The sequence below is a fragment of the Chitinophagaceae bacterium genome, from assembly GCA_007695095.1.
Lineage (GTDB): Bacteria > Bacteroidota > Bacteroidia > Chitinophagales > REEL01 > REEL01.
Map to the genome: position 1 here is coordinate 1 of REEL01000106.1, position 20,848 is coordinate 20,848.

The 20,848-nt window shown below is 35.2% G+C and carries 13 protein-coding genes and 1 pseudogene; 11 read left to right on the forward strand and 3 right to left on the reverse strand.

Annotated features, from left to right (window positions below; all coding sequences use genetic code 11):
• Positions 1 to 532 (reverse strand): hypothetical protein (locus tag EA412_06645; GenBank protein TVR79292.1); only part of this gene is annotated, 532 nt, incomplete at its 3' end.
• A gap of 232 nt (positions 533 to 764) precedes the next feature.
• Between EA412_06645 and EA412_06650 the strand changes: the two genes are divergently transcribed.
• From EA412_06650 to EA412_06685, 8 genes and pseudogenes are all read left to right on the forward strand, one after another.
• Positions 765 to 2,297, forward strand: a complete 1,533-nt coding sequence (locus tag EA412_06650) for a hypothetical protein (GenBank protein ID TVR79293.1) — start codon at positions 765 to 767, stop codon at positions 2,295 to 2,297.
• A gap of 245 nt (positions 2,298 to 2,542) precedes the next feature.
• Complete coding sequence (locus EA412_06655; protein TVR79294.1) at positions 2,543 to 8,245, forward strand: PKD domain-containing protein; 5,703 nt, start codon at positions 2,543 to 2,545, stop codon at positions 8,243 to 8,245.
• A 7-nt stretch (positions 8,246 to 8,252) separates the two neighbouring features.
• Entirely contained in the window at positions 8,253 to 9,266 is a 1,014-nt protein-coding gene (locus EA412_06660) for a type IX secretion system membrane protein PorP/SprF (GenBank protein ID TVR79295.1), read from the forward strand.
• A 166-nt stretch (positions 9,267 to 9,432) separates the two neighbouring features.
• Entirely contained in the window at positions 9,433 to 10,212 is a 780-nt protein-coding gene (locus tag EA412_06665; protein ID TVR79296.1) for a hypothetical protein, read from the forward strand.
• 1,368 nt (positions 10,213 to 11,580) lie between these two features.
• Positions 11,581 to 11,829: pseudogene (locus tag EA412_06670) on the forward strand (DUF1566 domain-containing protein).
• Between the two features lie 9 nt (positions 11,830 to 11,838).
• Positions 11,839 to 13,524, forward strand: a complete 1,686-nt coding sequence (locus tag EA412_06675; GenBank protein ID TVR79297.1) for a hypothetical protein — start codon at positions 11,839 to 11,841, stop codon at positions 13,522 to 13,524.
• On the forward strand, positions 13,509 to 13,925 hold the full coding sequence (locus tag EA412_06680; protein TVR79298.1) for a T9SS C-terminal target domain-containing protein: 417 nt from the start codon (positions 13,509 to 13,511) through the stop codon (positions 13,923 to 13,925). The genes EA412_06675 and EA412_06680 overlap by 16 nt, the downstream gene beginning before the upstream one ends.
• A gap of 9 nt (positions 13,926 to 13,934) precedes the next feature.
• Positions 13,935 to 15,731: a DUF1566 domain-containing protein gene (locus EA412_06685; protein ID TVR79299.1), complete on the forward strand. Its 1,797-nt coding sequence runs from the start codon at positions 13,935 to 13,937 to the stop codon at positions 15,729 to 15,731.
• Between the two features lie 37 nt (positions 15,732 to 15,768).
• Here EA412_06685 and EA412_06690 read toward each other — a convergent pair whose 3' ends face one another.
• Complete coding sequence (locus EA412_06690; GenBank protein ID TVR79300.1) at positions 15,769 to 16,917, reverse strand: cysteine desulfurase; 1,149 nt, start codon at positions 16,915 to 16,917, stop codon at positions 15,769 to 15,771.
• A 142-nt stretch (positions 16,918 to 17,059) separates the two neighbouring features.
• On the reverse strand, positions 17,060 to 18,451 hold the full coding sequence (gene glmM / locus EA412_06695) for a phosphoglucosamine mutase (GenBank protein TVR79301.1): 1,392 nt from the start codon (positions 18,449 to 18,451) through the stop codon (positions 17,060 to 17,062).
• A gap of 100 nt (positions 18,452 to 18,551) precedes the next feature.
• On the opposite strand from glmM, the gene EA412_06700 reads away from it, so the two are divergent.
• From EA412_06700 to EA412_06710, 3 genes are all read left to right on the forward strand, one after another.
• Positions 18,552 to 19,307: a class I SAM-dependent methyltransferase gene (locus tag EA412_06700; protein TVR79302.1), complete on the forward strand. Its 756-nt coding sequence runs from the start codon at positions 18,552 to 18,554 to the stop codon at positions 19,305 to 19,307.
• A gap of 2 nt (positions 19,308 to 19,309) precedes the next feature.
• Positions 19,310 to 19,894: a phosphatase PAP2 family protein gene (locus EA412_06705; protein TVR79303.1), complete on the forward strand. Its 585-nt coding sequence runs from the start codon at positions 19,310 to 19,312 to the stop codon at positions 19,892 to 19,894.
• A gap of 64 nt (positions 19,895 to 19,958) precedes the next feature.
• On the forward strand, positions 19,959 to 20,738 hold the full coding sequence (locus tag EA412_06710; protein TVR79304.1) for an enoyl-CoA hydratase: 780 nt from the start codon (positions 19,959 to 19,961) through the stop codon (positions 20,736 to 20,738).
• Positions 20,739 to 20,848 lie beyond the last annotated feature (110 nt).

Below are 20,848 nucleotides of genomic sequence, written 5' to 3' on the forward strand. Positions count from 1 at the left end.
CACTATAATCCATCAAGAAGGCTGTTCCACTTGCATCTGACTTTAAAGTCAGGTTCGAAGCAGCTGTAAATACAGCATCCTGCTCAATAATTATACTATTGCGAACGGATGCATTTGCCGGTAAACCCGCAAATTGTACAAAAGTAACGCCTACAGGATTATTCATTACGATATCATAAAAGTCGGTAGTTCCTAAAACTTCCTGACTGGCTGTACCGTCAAAATGAAAAGTTCCACCAATTTCCGCTAGTCCGTCATTTATCAAGTCACCGGTCAGATAAATGTCCCCCTGATTAAGGGTCGAACCACTGTTTAGTTGTTCAAAGTCTCCGTTAACACGCATACTTGTATTTGGTAAAATTGTGATGGTAGCTCCATCATTGTAAAGTTTTGCCGTTTGTGCAAAAGATGAGAAAGTTAGTGATAAAAAGAATAGAAATAAAAAAGTTAATTTAGGTATAAGCATCATTTTAATTTTAAAAGTTTTCAAAGAATCTGAGATTAAAGTAAAATCAGCCTTACTAAATTGCAAATTTATTTATACAAATTAAAGTCTAAATTAAATCATAACTTACATGCCCGAATTGTTGTTTTTATATTTTTTGTCCCTATTTATAATAGTTAAATATTGTCACATAAATCCGTAAATTTTATATTTACGTCCTGTTAATACAAATAAAGTTCATTGTAAGATGTAAATATACTTTATTTAGAACTCTTATGATGCTGATTGTTTAAGTATTGAGAAATTAAAATAAAATAATATGAAAAAAGCAAGTACTGATTTGTTTGACTTAATTAAGTCAATGAATATGCAGGAAAAAAGGTATTTTAAGCTCTTTGCTTCAAAACAAAGTGGGACTAAAAATTACATTTTAATTTATGATGCGATTGCAAAGCAAAATACTTACGATGAACAAGCTATAAAGAAGCAGTTTTCAAGCCACCGCTTTATAATACAATTTGCCAGGGCTAAAAATTATTTATATAGCTTGATAATAAACTCTCTTGTTGCTTTTCACTCTGATGACAATATAGAGAACAGTCTTTTAAATAATATGCAACAAATTTCAATTTTGGTCGACAAAGGATTGTTAAAGCAGGCTCATAAGTTGTTATTAGTCAGCAAAAGGATAGCGGAAGAATATGAACACTTTGAAATACTTTTAAAGCTAATAGAAAAAGAAAGGTCTTTAGTGTTTAGGTTATATTATAAAAATGATAGTATTCTAAAGCTGCAAAGTATATCCAGTGAGATAGAGGACGTATTAATCAAAATAAAATTGTCAAATGAGTATAGGGAAATCTGGCAATTAAATACTGCTTATTCTCAAAATTTGGGAGGTATAAGGTCGAATATAGATAGAGAAAATTTTTTAAAAAAAATAATTAACCCTGAAAAGAGGATATCACCTAAGGATAATGATTTTGTTAATAGTAGTGTAAGAATAAAAGTTTACTATCATCAATCATGTGGGGTTTATTATGAGATTTTAAATGATTACAATAAAAGTTTAGTTCATAGGATTGAATCTGTAAAGATCCTTGAGGAGAATAAAAAAGTTATAGAAGATAATGCACGTGCATATTTTATATGCCTTCAAAATTCAATTATGATCTTAATGGCTCTTTACCATTTTGAAGAGGCACTCAGATATATAGAAAAAGCAAAAAATGCATTTAGAGAATATCAGGGTATATCATCAGAGGAGTATAGAAGCATATATGTCTATGAAACTGATTACTATGTTCAAACCGGTAAATTTGAAATAGGATATGAAATGATTAAAGTTATAAATAATGACATCGAGAGTGTCGAAATCAGTCAGAGAGATAAGGCGTTTATATATTTTAACTTTTCCATAATATGCCTTGGAGTTGAAAATTATGATGAAGGATTATATTTTTTGAATAAAGTTTTAAATGAAACGATGAACTATCTTGATAGTGAAACCTACTCGGTAGCCTTGTTATTGAATATTATTTTTCATTATGAACTGAAGAATAATCGATTAATTGATTATTTAGTAAGTAATACTTACAGACAATTGTTAAAAAGAAAGTCTTTGCACAATGTTGAAAAAGCATTTTTAAATTTTATTCGAAAAAAGCTCCCTAAAGTTACTAATAATATAGAGTTGAAACACTCATTTGAAGTATTGAAAACAGAATTAGAAAAAATGACTAAGAACCAAAACGACAAAAGAATATTGCAGCAATTTGATTTTATTAGTTGGTTGGAATCGAAAGTAACAGACAATTCGTTTTCAGATATTCTAGATCGAAAAAAAATCTAAAATAGGTGTTTAGCGATTGTTTTATATATTTTTCAATTTTAGAATTGTAATTTTGAATTGCTTTCTTATTCCCTTTATATTGGCTGTTTGAGGGTTTTTTCTAGATTAGAAATGTAATTTAGTTGTTTAAGTTTGTTTGACTTATTGTATGCATACTGCGAAATTAGACTATTGAAAGTCATAATTTGGATTTGAGTTTATAAGAATATAACCCAAATTAAAGAAGTACAAACAACCTAATCAACATGATAAGAAGAAGTTTTATCCTTTTCACTAGTCTTTATTTATTTTTTATTCAAGATATTATGGCAACCCATGTTGCCGGTGGCGAAATAACTTATACTTGTCTGGGGAATAATGAATACGAAGTTACACTGACTTTTTATAGAGATTGTGCTCAGGGAACTGCTCCATTTCCGGCTTCGCCAACAATTAGGATTTACAATTCTAATGGAGCTCAGCTACAAACTCTTTCGTTAAGTGGAACCGGAGTTACAACAATTCAACCAACTCCTCCGGGACCATGTACTCAAACTTTGTCTAATGTTTGTTTAGAGGCGCAAGAGTTTACCGGCATAGTAGTTTTACCTCCCATACCGGGAGGGTATAAGTTGGGATATGAGATATGTTGTAGAAATCATTCCATTACCAATGGACCTCCTTCTAGAGCTGCATATACTACCTCTATACCGGACATTTCTCTTGCACAATGTAATTCAAATCCAGTTTTCAATGAATGGCCTCCTGTATATATTTGTCAGGGCTTTGATTTAGAGTTCGATCATAGTGCGACAGATGCAGATAATGATTCTTTAGTTTATAGAATATGTGAGCCATTAGAAAGGGTAGAGCCTGATGTACCATATGCATTTACTGCTCCTTATACATGGCAGGATCCGATAAACGGAGGCTTAAGTATAGATCCACAAACCGGTTTATTAACCGGGAATCCACCCGGTTTAGGGCAGTTTGTAGTAGGTGTTTGTGTAGATGAGTATAGGAATGGTCAATTGATTTCTACGGTGAGCAGAGACTTTCAGTTTAATGTAGTTCATTGTGAAAATGTAACAAATGCTTCTGCATTGTCAGCATTAACTGATTGCACAACTTCAGAAGTTAGCTTTTTTAATAATAGCTCAGGAGATATAGTGAGTTATTTATGGGATTTTGGCGATGGAAATACTTCGACGCTTGAAAACCCTGTACATAATTATGCTGATACAGGATCTTATCAGGTAACCCTTATCACTTATTCTGCAAACTCACTGTGTAATGATACATCTACTAATATAGTTGCTACTGTTGAACCATGCAAGCCTTGTGGAATGGAAATTACTACAAGCACAAACCCGGCTGATTGCCAACCCGGTGGTTGTGTAAGAGTTACTTGTGTAGTTCCTTGCGCAGATTGCCCAACAAGTGTTCAAATTCAATGTGGTGGAATTTCTTCTACAACCGGTGGCTGCGGAGGGACTACAAATATAGGTGGAGGAAACTCACCTTGTACTTCAAATTGTGGAGGCTGTGTTGTCAATTGTGGAGGAATAAACCTGCATGACATACCTTCAGTAAATTGTACATATACACCAACAGTAGACTGTATTGGAGGAGTTAGTTCTACGGCTGATGGAACCATAAGAACAATTGTGTATTCTGATTATATTAATGCCGTATTGGGAGATGCAACGGTTAATATTACAGGAGGAACACCTCCTTATTCAATACAATGGGTTACAACTCCAACTCAGACCGGACCAACAGCAACAGATTTGAGTGTAGGTTGCTACACAGTTATTGTAACAGATGCAAATGGTTGTGTTGCAGTTGATTTAGCCTGTGTTTCCGGAAATTCTGATATAGTACCCAATTTAAGTAAATCAGATGTAACTGCATGTGGACTGAATAATGGTACAGCTACTGTAAATCCAACAGGAGGAAGTGGAAACTATACTTATGAATGGTTGCCCGGTGGGCAGACCTCACAAACAGTAAACGGGCTTGCCCCGGGAAGTTATACAGTAATCATAGATGATGGAAGTAATTGTCCTTATGTGGAGAATTTTATAATTGAGGATGTTGTAAATATAGATATAAATTTGAATATAACGGATATTCTTTGTCCCGGTGATTCTACAGGAGCAGTTCAAACAGTAGTAAGTGGTGGTTCTCCACCGTATACTTATACCTGGAATACTTCCCCATCTCAAAATACTGCAAACGTAAGTGGACTAACTGCAGGATTTTATACAGTTACGGTTACAGATTCAGATGGTTGTATTGGGGTTCAATCTTTAACTATAAATGAAACACCTGCTTTTAACATTACTCCAAATGGAAGTACTCTGAATTGTAATGGTGATAATAATGGGTTAGCTACTGTTAGTGTAACAGGAGGTACAGCTCCATATAGTTTTAGTTGGAATACAAGTCCTCAGCAATTTACCCAAACAGCAACCGGACTTGGTGCAGGTAATTATGATGTTGTTATTTCAGATGCAAATAATTGTGAAATTACACAGAGTGTAACAGTCAATCAGCCTAATATAATTGATATTGATTTAGTAGACATAAGTACCGGTGGGTGCAGTGGAAATTTTATTGGTGAAGCAGAAGTATTTTCTACCGGTGGCACATTACCTCATTCTTATTCTTGGTGTAATGGACAGACATCTAATATAGCTACGAATATACCTCCGGGTAGTTGGTGTACACTGACATTAACGGATGCAAATGGTTGCATACGTGTTGATTCAATTTTATTGGAAGATTTTGGAGTGATGAATCCTGTAGTATCAAGTACAGATATGTGTGCAGGAGCAAATGATGCTACTGCAACTGTAAATCCTAATGGCGGACAGGGCCCTTTTACATTTTTATGGTCAGGCGGTCAAACTACCCAAACTATTGCCGGACTTAGTGCCGGTACTTATTCAGTAACTATAACTGATGCGAATGGGTGCATTGAGGTTGACTCTGTTAACGTACAAGACTCGCCGCCATTAAACCTAAATGTATTGACTGACCCGGGTAGTTGTAATTCGGGGGATGGAACAGTTGAAGTTTTAGTTAGTGGTGGTACTTCGCCTTATACATTTACATGGCCTACCGGAGATACAACTCAAATTGTCAATAACTTAGAAGATAGCACTTATCTTATTTGGGTTTGGGATGCTAATAATTGTTTTGATACTATATCCGCTACTATTATTTCTGATCCATGTGGCCCGACTGTTACTGTTGAAGCAACTCCGGATACTATATGTCTTGGAGAATGTACTGCTTTATCTGCGAGTGCTATTGAAGGGGACCCTCCCTATGACTTTATTTGGAACAACAATGTTCCTAATGGACCCGGCCCACATACTGTTTGTCCGGTTATTACTACTACCTATCAAGTGATAGCTATTGATAGCTTAAACAATCAGGATACGACTCAGGTGACAGTACATGTAAATGAATTACCAAATATAATTACAAACATAGATACTACTATTTGTTTTGGCAGCCCAATAAATTTATTTGCAGAAGGTGGTAACCTCTATGAATGGAATAATGGTCTCTATTCAGGACCGGGACCTCATTTAGTGATTCCGGATTCTTCAATATCTTATAATGTCATAGTAACAGATTCAAACGCATGTGTAGATACAGCTTCTTTTCTTGTTGAATTATCTCCATTACCATTAGCCGAAACTAATTCAGATACTATTATTTGCAGAGGAGAAACTGTTGATTTATCTGCAACCGGTGGAATCTTTTATAATTGGAATAATAATTTACCTTCTACTGCCGGCCCACATACCGTGGCTCCTGACTCTTCAACAACTTATACTGTTGAAGTTACTAATGTTGATGGTTGTGTAGATACAGCTAATGTCACAATTATAGTTAATCAAATACCTGACCTTACAATTACAGGAGATACTGCTATATGTGAGAATCAATCAGTTGTTTTAATCGCAAGCGGTGGAGTGAGTTATGTTTGGGATAATAATTTACCTGCAGGACCGGGGCCACATACTGTTAGCCCTTTAAATACTACAACATTCATAGTTGAGGTAACTGATAATAATGGATGTATTGAAAGTGCTCAAGTAGAAGTAGAAGTTAACTCACTTCCTGTGGCAACAATATCAGCGGATACAATTATTTGCGCAGGGGACAGTGTCGAATTATTTGCTGATGGTGGTATTTCTTATAATTGGGATAATGGCCTGCCTTCAATTCCCGGACCTCATTTCGTAACTCCTATAGCACTTACAACATATACGGTAGAAGTCACGGATCTTAATGGATGTTCTGATACAGTTGAAACTACTATAGATGTTAATCCTTTACCAATGGTGAATACCGGAAGTGATGCCGAAATTTGTATTGGCGATTCAGCTGTTTTATTTGCATCAGGAGGTAATACATATTCATGGAGTAATAATTTATTCTCAGGCCCCGGGCCTCACAATGTTTCTCCGGGGAGCACAACAAATTATATAGTCGAAGTTACGGATTCTAATTTGTGTGTTAACAGTGATTCTATTTTGGTTATTGTAAATGATTTACCTAATATCACAGTTATACCGGATACCTCAATCTGTATAGGTTCAAGTATTGATATTAGTGCCGATGGAGGACAAATATATTTATGGAATAATAATGTTCCATCAGGACCCGGGCCACACACAATTTCTCCTGATTCCACATTAATATATACAGTGGTAGTTACGGATAACAATGGCTGCATAGACTCAGCAAGCACTAACATAGCTGTAAATGCCTTGCCGGATGTTATCATTAGTGATGATATAGATATTTGCCAGGGCGAAAGCGCAACTATAAGTGCTTCAGGTGGTGTTAACTATGACTGGAATCCTAATTTACCTTCTACCGGTGGGCCCCATGAAGTTAGCCCGTTAGTAAATACTCTTTATACTGTCATTGTTACGGATAATAATAACTGTCAGTCTTCAGCCAGTGTATCGGTAAATGTGAACTCTTTACCTCAACTTGATTTAGGAAATGATACTGTAGTTTGTGAAGGGGATATAGTTTTACTTGATGTTCAGGCACAAAATCATACTTATGAATGGCAAGATGGCTCAACGGATTCGGAGTTTTTAGTACTAATTAGTGGATTATACTCTGTCACTGTAACTAATAGTTCCGGGTGTATTGCATCAGATAGTATAGATATACAAGTTTTATCACCACCTCAATTAGAAATATCGGGAAATAATACTTTGTGTCCGGGCGAATCAGCTGTTTTAACGGCAAGTGGAGGACTTTCCTATGAATGGAACACAGGAGCTTTATCGGAATCTATTGAAGTAACACCTCTCAATACTATTAATGAATATTATGTAAGTTCTTCAATTGGATCTTGCTTTGATACAGCCACATTTATAATAGAAGTTGTTGATCCAATACCGGCAAATGCCGGAACTGATGCAGAGATTTATGAAAACGAATCAGTTGTTTTAGGAGGTATTGAGTCAGGTAGTTTTATATGGGAACCTGATTACAATCTGGATTGCGTAAATTGTCCTTTTCCGAATGCATCTCCTGATGAATCAGTGTTGTATACTGTTTTTTATACAGATGAGTTCGGTTGCGAATCTAAAGATTCTGTTTTTGTCAGGGTTAAAACTCTTTGCGATTTATGGTTACCCTCAGCATTCACACCTAATGATGATGGTATGAACGACATATTTTATGTAAGAGGATATGCAGATAGAATTTCTACTTTTCGAATTTTTAATCGATGGGGTGAAATAGTCTTTGAAGCTACAAACTTCAGTCCAAATGAAGAAAATTTTGGTTGGGATGGGACTTTTAGGTCACAAGCTCAGTCGTCAGAAGTATTTACATACTATGTTGAAGCAATTTGCATAGATAACGATACCGGAGAAGAATTGAATCAGTTTAAAAATGGAGAAGTGATTCTTTTAAAATAGAAAGTCTATGAAAACTACTTTATTAACATATTTTTTAATTTTTTGTATTGGCTTGAGCTATGTTAAGTCTCAGGATATTCATTTCACTCAATACCAAGCTTCTCCCTTATTGTTGAATCCGGCAATGACCGGATTAGTAGATGGTAAAATGAGAGCAACGTTTCACTTTCGCGAACAGTGGAGTAGTTCAATGATTAAGCCGTTTACCACTATTGGTGCAGCCATAGATATGCCTTTTTTACAGAATAAGGTCGGGAATGATTGGATGGGTGCAGGACTTACAATAGTAAATGACAGGGCAGGTGAAGGGCAATTGCAAAGGACGTCTGTACTCGGTTCGGTAGCATATTTTAAGCAACTAAACAGAAACAATTTCCTTTCTGCCGGTGGGCAAATAGGATTTACTCAGCGGAGTTTAGGTTTTAGTAATTTTTCTTTTAATAATCAATATGATGATGGTTTTAATCCCGGTTTACCAACAGGAGAACCACTATTTACAGAAAGCATTACGCATGTTGAATTTAACGTAGGTGTTTTATGGCTGCTTTCTGCCAGTGATTATGTAAACTATTACTTAGGAGCTTCTGCCAGAAATATTACCCAACCAATTAATTCATTTATGGAAGATGAAAGTCAGGGCCTTCCATTAGTTTACAATATTCATTTTGGAAGTGAAATCCAATTGACAAACAGATGGTTTCTTTACCCATCATTATTAGGTATGTACTCCAAACAGGCAAGACAAATTAGCGGTGGTGCTTTGGTTGGGTATGAGCTGATGAAGGATAGGAGACAACAGGCAATGATACTGGGAGGAACTGTTTATAGAATGTTTGATGCTATAGCGCCAATTGTAGCATTTGAATATCAAACATTTAGAATGGGACTTAGCTATGATATTAATTTATCTGATTTCAATAAAGTATCAAATTTTCAGGGCGGACCCGAGCTGGTATTGAATTATCAGATTCCATTGCCGGTAGAAAGTCAAATGGGAGTTATTTTTTGTCCAAGATTTTAAAAAAATAATTAGATAAAAACTTGACAATGTAAAAATAATAAATTATATTTATGAAATTATATTTACTTAATCACTTTAAAACAAAATAGTTATGAATGCTAGAACAACTTTTAATTTAAAAAATCGCTTATTGTTATTTCTATTATCATTTATGATAATTTTTACAATGAATGTAAGCGCACAGACAGGTGGTGTTTCTTTGAATGATAATGGTGCACCACCGGATCCTTCTTCGATGTTAGATATTGAATCTACATCTAAAGGTGTATTGTTTCCAAGATTGACAGAGGCAGAAAGAGATGCAATTCTTAATCCTGCCCCATTTTTAATGGTAATTAATACCGATAGCGAATGCTTAGAACTGTATAATGGTACTGACTGGATATCATTATGTGATGGTGGAGGAGGTGGAGGCCCTGCACCCGTTGTATGTCCAAGTCCTGCACTATCGGTAGGTGATGCTTATGGAGGAGGTATTGTTGTATCTACAACTTATGCAAATTCTGATTGTGGATATTTAATTGTACGAACAGCAAATTCTTCTAATAGTGCTTCATGGGGGGATGCTGGTCTTTTTGGTACAAGTACTGCTGTTGGTACAGGTGCATCTAATACAGTTTCTATTGTAGCAAATTCTACCGGTACATTTGCTGCCGGTATTTGTGATGACGAGACATATGATGGGTTTGATGATTGGTTTTTACCAAGTTTAGATGAATTAACCGGACCTATTGCTAATCAGGCTTCAAATGCTAATATTGGTGGTACTTGTTCTGAGCGTTATTGGTCTTCTTCTGAGAATAATAATAGTTCAATATGTTGTCCGCAATCTACTGAGGTATGGGCGCAAACACTTTTTAATGGGGTAAATTGTATGGGAAGTTCTTCTCCAAATAGTCTAAGTCGCACATCTTTAGAAAGAGTGAGATGCGTAAGAGCACATTAAATCATTTTCGTTTCATAATCATTTCATCCTGCAAAGTTTGTGCTTTGCAGGATGTCTTTTAATTTTTTTCATTTGAAGTCAATTAGTTTTTATTTTAGTTTTATTCCGGCTTTAATTCTTTTGAAAGCACCTTTAGGTTTTTCTCAAACTATTTACATTTGTGATAGTGAAAGTATTATTTTAGAAGGAATAAATTATAATGGAGGCAATTTACAGTGGCAATTATCTTCAGATTCAATAAACTGGATAAACATAAGTGGTGCTAATCAATTAGAATTGCAAATAAATCCTAACGAAAGTAATTGGTATAGATTAAAAATTAATGATCCGGATTGTGATTCTATTTATTATACTGATGTAAAGTATGTTGAAGTTGTCACTTTTGATTCGGATATTTTCATTAACCAAAACAGCTCTTATTGTATCGGGGAACCGTTACAATTATTAGTTAATAATTTTCCGGGTGCTGAGTATAATTGGAGCGGAGTAAATGGATTTACAAGTAATGACCAAAACCCAATTGTTTCAGATAGCGTTACATTAAATTATTCCGGAAATTATACATTGAACATAGTATTAGAGGGGTGTACAAGTGAAACTTATCAAACTCAGGTAGTTGTAAATGCCCTGCCAAATCAACCGTCAGTCCAAACTGATGTGTTCAAATGTGCCGGAGAAAATGTAAATTTAAATGCTACAGGAAATACCGGTGCAGACTTTTACTGGTCAGGACCTTTGGGTTTTGAAAGTTTTGAAGCTTCCCCCTTGTTAACTCAAAACGTTGATTCAACTTATACAGGAACCTATTTAGTATATCAAATAGTAGAATCATGTACCAGTGTGTCGGCAACTGTGAATTTAGTTGTTGACTATCCTCCTGTAACACCTGTATTAAGCGGTACTAATACCGGAGAAAACCATATAGAATGGAGCTGGAATACTAACAGTAATATAGTAGCTTATAAATACAACACGGTAAACGACTTTTCTACAGCTACTGACTTAGGCTTAAATACTTCCTTTTTTCAAGCCGGGTTAATATGTAACAATATGCATTCTATTTTTATTTGGTCTTATAATAGTTGTGGGGAATCTGCTCCATTAAATATAAGTGAAAGTACCCTTCCTTGTTCGACTCAACCTTGTTCTTCACCCGGACTTACTATAGGAACACAGTTTGGTGGGGGAATTATTGCGGATGTTAACTTTCCCAGTTCATGTGGCTACCTTATTTCAGCGGAAGTTGATCAAAGTACCGGTGCCCCCTGGGGTTGTTATGGAACTTTTGTTAATTCCAATGGAACAAATGTCGGTAGTGGAAAGTCCAATACAGAAGCAATTACCAATAATTGTGCAACAAGTGGAATTGCTGCCAGAATTTGTGACGATTTAGTTTTAGGAGGTTTTAGTGATTGGTATTTACCCAGTAAAGACGAGTTAAATCTTTTATATACTAACTTAAAACAAAGTAACTTGGGAAATTTTAATTCAGGATATTATTGGACTTCAAGTGAGGAAAATAATAATGAAGCCTGGCGACAGTATTTTTTAAATGGAGCACAAAGTGTAACCGGTAAAGTTCCACAATGGAGAGTAAGATGTGTAAGAACTTATTAAAAGAGTTTTATGAAAATTGCAGTTAAAATATTTTTACTATTAATTCTTTCAGCTGAAATTTTTTCTCAGAGTCAATTCCTTTGTAAAGGGGATTCAATTAATCTTGTTTTTGAAAATGATAAAATACAAGATTTTGAATGGCAAAAGTCAACAGATAATATTAACTGGGAAAAGATAGGTGAGAATAACTTACATTCAATAGTTGATTATCCGACTGAAAATACCTGGTACAGAGTTAAAGCATTAGACCAAAGTTGTCCGGAGTTTAGCTATTCCGATGAGCAATTTATAGAAGTTTATGAACTTAGTAAAGTATTGCAGAATGATACGCTAAAATCTTGTCTGTATGATACCGTAAAGCTATTAGCAGCTGATATAGTTAATGCTTCTTATAACTGGTCAGGGCCTAATCAATTTAGCAGTAAATCAAACAATCCTCTTGTAGCAGATAGTGCTATGAACATTCATAGTGGTGAATATATTTTAGAAGTAATTAAAAATACTTGTCACTTTACTTTCAGTCAGCATGTTATTATTCAGGAGTTACCACAAATCCCACAGCCTAAAAACAATGGGCCTTTGTGTCAGGGAGATCAGTTAGAATTGACAATAGAAAATATTGAATCAGGGGTTGATTATACATGGATTGATCCTCAGAACAATGAAACAAATGCCTTAAGTGTAGAAATAGACACCTTCTATTATATGGATAATATAGCCACTTTTAATGTTTTTGCAGAAAAATATGGATGTTTAAGTTCAATACAAAGTACGGAAGTAATAATGCAAACGACTCCATTAGCACCTATAGAATCTCAGCATTTAGCAGGCACTGATTATATTCATTGGCATTGGGAAGAAAGCCAGGTGAATAGTAGTTTTCGGGTAAATCATATAGATGATTACTCAACATCTACTGATATAGGAAATATAAATTCTTACAATTTAGTAAATCTTGACTGTGATACAGTATATGAGTTATTTGTATGGGAGTATAATGAATGCGGAGTTTCAGCAAGTGCAGTATTTAGTAAGTCAACTAATAGTTGTCCTGCCGGATGTGGTGGTGTAACAAGCATTGTTGATATAGATGGTAATAGTTATGGTGTTGTTGAAATTGGAACGCAGTGTTGGATGAGTGAAAACCTGAATACAATAACACATACTCATGGGAATAGCTGGTGTTATGATCATGACTCTTTAATGTGTGATTCATATGGGAGGTTATATGATTGGGAGGCTATAATGGCCGGAGAGAATTCAAGTAATCAGATTCCTAGTGGTGTTCAGGGTATTTGTCCGGATGGCTGGCATGTTCCCAGTGATAATGAGTGGAAAGAACTGGAAGTCTATTTAGGTATGTGTGAAGGGAATACATTTGGTTGTGCAGATGCTACAGGATGGAGAGGGTTTGATATAGGTAGTCAATTGGCCGGAACATATAATCTATGGCATGACGGTCAACTAAAATCACATAACCGATTTAATTTCTCTGGATTTAATGGATTGCCGGGTGGATATCGTTTTTCAACAGCATGTGCACAAAATGTAATTGGGCATTATGGTTTTTGGTGGACGGCAACGGAAATAAATACTAATGCATGGACCCGGCATTTAGATGAAAATCTCACTTCAGTCAATAGAAATGGTAACAATAAGAATCATGGATTTTCAATTCGTTGTATAAAAGATTAAAAATTAACTTAAAAAAAATGAATATGTTTAAAAAAATTGCATTAATCAAATGTTTAACATTGCTGGCATTTCAGTTTGTAAATGCACAGCAGGTACTTAGTTTTCAAATTCCGGATTGTGAAATTACATCTGTACAAGATAGTTATGATTTCAATACTGAAATTAATCTGTATCCCAATCCGGCAGATGACATTTTAACTATAAATTGGGGAGCAAACTTCAATGAGGTAAATAAAATTTATGTTTATAATCTTAAAGGAGCTCTTGTAATTTCCAAAAGCATTAACAGTAATATTGATCGCACATTTCATTTAGATGTAAAGGAGCTGGAAACAGGCTTATACTATTTGATACTCATGACCGATAAAGATTCTTTTGGAAAAACATTTTTAGTAAATTAAAACAAGAACATGCGTAACGTATTATTTTTTTTACCGGCAATTTTTTTAATAGTTTTTTCAAATAATAGTACAGCACAGAATATTACGATTTGTGCCGGGGATACTGTTACTTTAGAAGGAATAGATTATAAACAAGGAGACTTACAATGGCAGTACTCCACTGATAGCACTGATTGGTTTGACATGGTTGGTGAAACACAGTTAACAACTTTAGCGCAACCACTTGAAAGTACCTGGTACAGGCTTATGATAACGGATGAAGAGTGTTTACCTCCTTTTTTTACGGAAATTAAGCTGATTGAAGTTCTTGAGGTTGCAGAAACACCGGCTATTAGTACAAATAGTCCTGTATGTGCCGGAGAAACTTTATCATTATTTGCGGATAGTCATGCAGGTATAACTTATCAGTGGTCAGGACCGGATGGCTTTAGTAGTACTGATCAGAACCCTGTTGTTAGTAGTTTTGCTCAGGTTAGCATGACCGGAGAGTATACTTTGGTAGTTATTTCAAATAATGGGTGTGAAAGCATTGAAGAAGCAATAAGCTTAATTGTAAACGATACGCCTGGTGCACCTGTAGTTAACAGTAATTCACCGATTTGCGAGGGCGAAACTTTAAATCTTTTTTCGGATGAAGTGATAGGAGCAAATTATAACTGGTCAGGACCAAACGGATTTAACAGCACTAATCAAAACCCTGTTGTAAGTTCATCAGCAACTGCTTCTATGAGTGGGGATTATGAGCTTATAGTTGAAGTGGACGGATGTTCAAGCAATGCAGCAAGTGTAAACATTGATATAAATTTAACTCCTGCTGCACCTACAGCTGAGCTTGTAAGTCCGGCTTGTTTAGGTGAAAATTTGATTTTAAATGCAGATGGCCAGATAAATGGCAGTATTTTTTGGTCAGGACCTTCAGGTTTTCAAAGTAATCAGCAATCTCCAACTGTTAGTAATTCAGCCACCTCAAATATGAATGGTCTTTATGAGGTTTTTGTTGTTGAAAATGGTTGCACTAGTAGCATTTCTTCAGTTAATGTGGTTTTAAGCAGTCTCCCGAATGCACCTACTTCTGCTAATCACACACCAGGTATCGACAATATTGAGTGGAATTGGAATTCTGTAAGCAATGCTTCGGCATACAGTTATAACACTACCAATGATTTTAGTTCTGCAACGAATAACGGACCAAATACTTCATTTACTCAAACAGGATTAACTTGTGACGAAAATCATACTTTATATGTTTGGGCAACCAATGATTGTGGAGAGTCAAGTGTTCTTATGTTAAATCAACAAACTTCAGATTGTTCAATAACACCTCCTTGTACTCCTGGATTGTCAGTTGGAACAAATCATGGTGGTGGAGTAATAGCAAATACAAACTACAGTAATGGGCAATGTAATTATCTGATTGCCGCTTCAGCTGACCAGAGTGCCGGTGCTCCCTGGGGATGCCAGGGAACAAATGTTAATACATCAACTGCAGTAGGAACCGGACAGTCAAATACTGATGCAATATTAAATGCTTGCCCTACACAAGGAATTGCTGCACGTATTTGCGATGAATTAGTAGAAGGAGGTTTTGATGACTGGTTTTTACCCAGCAAAGATGAGCTAAATATACTTAGAAACAATCAAAACATTATTGGAGGTTTTAACCACGGAATGAATAGTGAGTATTGGAGCTCCAGTCAGGGTGGAAGTAACAGCAATGCATGGCAGCAATGGTTTGACTTTATAAGTGGGCAAAATCAATATTTAAAAAATGATACTTACAGAGTTAGATGTGTACGGTCTTATTGATGGAATTGGGGTTAAAATTAAACCTCAGTACCCCAATCTACATACTAACTTCTTGAGGTAAAATTCTTTTTACTTTTTCAAGTACATAATCCGCTTCTTCCATTGTGTTAAATTTCGAAAAGGAAAATCGAATGGAAGAATGTTTGTTTTTTTCTCCGTAAATAGCTTTTATTACATGCGAACCGGTATTTGACCCCGAGCTGCATGCACTTCCTGCTGATACGGCAATGTTTGACATATCAAGGTTAAACAGAAACATGTCTGTAGGCATAGAGGAAGGCAGGGAAACACTTAATATAGTATATAAGCTTTGCTCCGGGAAATTACCATTAATAGATATTTCAGGGTGAAAACTCAAAAGCTTTTCAGCAAAATAAAACTTTAAACCTTCAATGTGTTTTTTTTCTTCCTCAAAATTTTCCATGCAAATATCCAGGGCTTTTGCCATACCTATTATACCATAGATATTTTCTGTACCTGCCCGCATATTTCTTTCCTGAGAGCCGCCATCTATAAAAGGTTTTAAGGTGAGATTTTCATTTATGTAAATGAAGCCGATCCCTTTCGGGCCGTGGAATTTATGAGCAGAACCGGATAAAAAATCTATATCTAATTCCTGTAAGTCAAGAGGATAGTGGCCAACTGTTTGCACTGCATCAGAATGTAGTAGAGCTCCGTGTGTGCGACAAATTTCAGATACTTTTTTTATATCCAGTAAATTACCAATTTCATTATTGGCATGCATCAAACTGACTAAAGTTTTCCCGGTATCTTTTTTAGATAGTATACTTTCTAACTGCTGTAAATCAGGGTTGCCGTTCTCATCAAAATCTAACATGACAATATTAATATTGTGCTTGCTTTTCACACAGTCACAGCTATGTAGGACACAGTGGTGCTCAAGCGGACTAGTTATAATAGTTTCTACACCCAAATCTGTGACCGCACATTTTATCGCCATATTTACAGCTTCTGTTCCGCCACTTGTGAAGAAAACTTCTCCTGTGGAAGCATTTAAATTGGAAGCTATGCTTTTGCGGGCCTTTTCAATTCCTGCTTTTGCCTCTCTTCCGTGAGTATGAATAGAAGATGGATTCCCGTAGTTATCTTTAAGAAATGGCATCATTGCCTCTAAAACACGAGGGTCTATAGCAGTTGTCGCAGCGTTATCTAAATATACGTTCATGATTTTATAATTAACTTTGTCTCACCATTACTTAATGAGGTTTGAATGATATTTATTCAACTAATTTCCATTGCAATTATTACAGCAGTAGTTGAAATACAAAGATATAAAAAACGATTAAGACTATTATTTTAGGCAGGTGTCAATTGTTTTCAGTGATATTCCTGATATCATCCATTATCTTTTTTGCCATGGATTCAGCGGTATTTTCATTAGCACTTTCCGTATAAATACGAATTATAGGCTCTGTATTAGATTTTCTTAAGTGAATCCAGTCATCATCAAACTGAATTTTCAGACCGTCTTCTGTATTGAGGGGGTATTTTTTATATTTTTTCTTTAATTCTTCGAAAACCTTATCCATATTAACTTCAGCAGTTAGAGCAATTTTGTTTTTTGAAATATGATAATTGGGATATGATTTCCTTAGCGTAGAGGAGCGTTTTCCACTTTCTGCTAAATGCGATAAAAATAGTGCGATTCCGACAAGTGCATCTCTGCCGTAATGTAAGGGGGGGTAAATTACTCCTCCATTTCCTTCGCCGCCTATAACGGCATTGACCTCTTTCATTTTTTCCACAACATTTACTTCTCCAACAGCAGACGGGAAATACTCGCCTCCATGGCTTTCTGTTACTTCTTTTAATGAACGGGTAGAAGACATATTGCTGACAGTGTTTCCTTTTTCTTTTCCTAAAATATAATCAGCAACAGCTACCAAAGTATATTCTTCACCAAACATAGAACCGTCATCTGAAACTAATACTAAACGGTCCACATCAGGATCGACAGCTATGCCTAAATCGGCATTTTGTTTTTTCACTTCACTGGCTAAAGTAGACAGGTTTTCAGGTAGTGGCTCCGGGTTATGTGGAAAGTCGCCGGTGGGCTCACCATAAAGTGAAATCACTTTTTTTACACCCAAATGTTCTAATAAAACCGGAATAGATATGCCACCGGTTGAATTAACACTATCTACAACGATGGTGTAGTTCTTTTCTTTTATCAGGTCTTTTTTAACATGTGGAATATCAAGTATCAGCGCGATATGTTTTTCTATATAACCTTCCAATAAATGATATTTGCCAACTTGTTTAGCTTCTGAATAAAGAATATCTTCAGATTCTGCAAATTCTAAAATTTCTTTTCCCTCCTTTGCATTCAAAAATTCACCTTTGTGGTTAAGTAGTTTTAACGCATTCCATGGCTTAGGGTTGTGACTCGCCGTTAATATTAATCCTCCGGCTGCTTTTTCATGCATAACCGCCAGCTCAACGGTAGGAGTTGTAGACAAGCCTAAGTCATAAACATCATAGCCCATTGCCATCAAAGTACCTGATACTAAATTTGTAACCATTTCACCGGTTATACGAGCATCCCTGCCAATAATTATTTTTTTACTATCATTGCCTTGTTTATTAATCCAATAGGCATAAGCTGTAGTAAACTTAATTATATCCGGAGGCGTTAATCCTTCGCCGGGTTTACCGCCTACGATTCCTCTTATTCCTGAAATTGATGTAATTAGTGTCAATATTCTTTATTTTTGAGGCACAAAAATAGAAATTATTTAGGGTTTATGTTTTGTAAATCCATTATTTCTGTAAATTAAATTCATTCTATTAACTGCCTTAATGGAAAAAAACTTCGAAATGAATACAACGTCTGTATGGTTTAAAGATTGGTTTGATTCTCCTTATTATCATTTGTTATATAAACATAGAGATGAAAAAGAAGCCGGATATTTTCTGGAGAATTTATTGACATATCTCAATCCGAAAAAGGATACTTATTTTGTTGATATGGCCTGCGGGAATGGCAGACATGCACATTTTATATCTGAGAAAAACTATCGAATTACCGGTTTGGACTTATCGGCTAATAATATAAAAATTGCAAAGGCAGAAACTAAAAGTGATCGGGCAGATTTTTTAATACATGATATGCGAGACCCTTTTCCTGTAAAGAATGTGGATGTAATATTGAATTTGTTTACCAGCTATGGATATTTTGAAAATGAAGAAGTGCACCTGAATATTTTAAAAAATGTACATGATGCTTTGAGTGAAAACGGGACTTTTTTGTTAGATTTTTTAAATATTCATTTATTAGAAAAAAACCTGGTCTCAGAAGAAGAAAAAATAATTGAAGATGTCCATTTTCATATTCAAAGAAAAATAGAAAATCAATGGATAACAAAAACAATACATTTTGAAGTAGATGGAAAACCAAGGCATTTTCAAGAAAATGTATATGGATTTACAAAAAAAGAACTGCTGAATTTATTTGAAAAAGCCGGATTTAAAATTTTAGATTTATTTGGAGACTACAGCTTAAATCCTTTTGAAAAAGTAACATCTCCCAGACTTATCATAACAGCGACTAAATAAGAATTATGGAATGGTTGACCGGAATTGATGAAACGGTATTTTTTCAAATTAACTCCAAATGGACAAATCCGTTTTTTGACTTTTTATTGCCCTTGTTCAGAGATAAGTATTTTTGGATTCCTCTTTATGCTGCTTTACTTTTTTATTTGAGCTATACCTTAAAAACCAGAGTATTGATGGTATTGGTTTTTGCTATATTGACAGTTGTATTGACAGACCAAAGCAGCAGCAGCATTATTAAACCAATGGTAGACAGGTTGAGACCCTGTAATGATCCGATTTTAGCAGATCAGATTCGTCTGCTGGTAAATTGCGGAAGCGGTAAAAGTTTTACATCATCACATGCAGCAAATCATTTTGGGATAGGCGTTTTTTTGGGTTTGTTATTTTTTCCTATAAAAAAATGGGTTTTGTATATCTTTTTAATTTGGGCTTTTTCCATTTCTTATGCTCAGGTTTATGTAGGAGTGCATTATCCCTTAGATATTTTAGGAGGGGCAATTTTGGGCAGTTCGATTGGTTTAATAAGTTATTTGATGATGAAGAGAATTTCCGGAAACCCCTATGCTCTGAAAATGAATGAATAAAAGTACATTTTTTGATTAACGCCTATTTATTTGTAATTTTACGTCAAATTTCAAAAAACAGAAAATGAGTTTTAAATACATAGAAGTTACGGATAATTTTAAAAAAGACATTGCACTTGTGCGCTTAAACAGACCTAAAGATTTGAATGCTTTAAGTCTTGAGATGATGATGGAGATTCGTGATGCTATGTTGAAACTTGATAGTAATCCGGAAGTTAAAGTCATTATATTAACCGGTAATGAAAAAGCCTTTGCTGCCGGTGCAGACATTAAACAAATGTCGGGCAGAAATTCTATTGATATGTTAAAGGTTGATCAGTTTACAATCTGGGATCAGATTCGTCAGACTAAAAAACCCTTGATAGCAGCTGTTTCCGGTTTTGCACTGGGTGGCGGTTGTGAACTCGCCATGCTTTGCGATATGATAGTTGCATCGGAAAGTGCCAAATTTGGACAACCTGAAATCAAAATAGGGGTAATGCCCGGAGCCGGCGGAACTCAAAGACTTACAAGGGCTGTTGGAAAGGCAAGAGCTATGGAAATGGTATTAACAGGGAAATTTATTTCTGCTGAGGAAGCTTTTAATTATGGCCTTGTTAATAAAGTTGTGCCGGTAGAATTGTACTTGACAGAAACCGTTAGATTAGCAGAAGAAGTAGCTAAACACGCTCCTGTTTCAGTACAATTGGCAAAAGAAGCAGTGAATCAGGCTTTTAATACATTTTTAGATCAGGGTCTTTTGTTAGAGCGAAAAAACTTTTATGCACTGTTCTCTACAGAGGACCAAAAAGAAGGCATGCAAGCATTTATAGAAAAGAGAAAGCCTGATTTTAAAGGAAAATAAGGTGAGTTAAAAACATATTTTTAAAATGTCAGTTAAATAAATTAAATAAAATCCAGTTTTTAAATAAAAGAAAAGAAAATGAGTAAATACAGTAAAAAGAGTAAAAATTC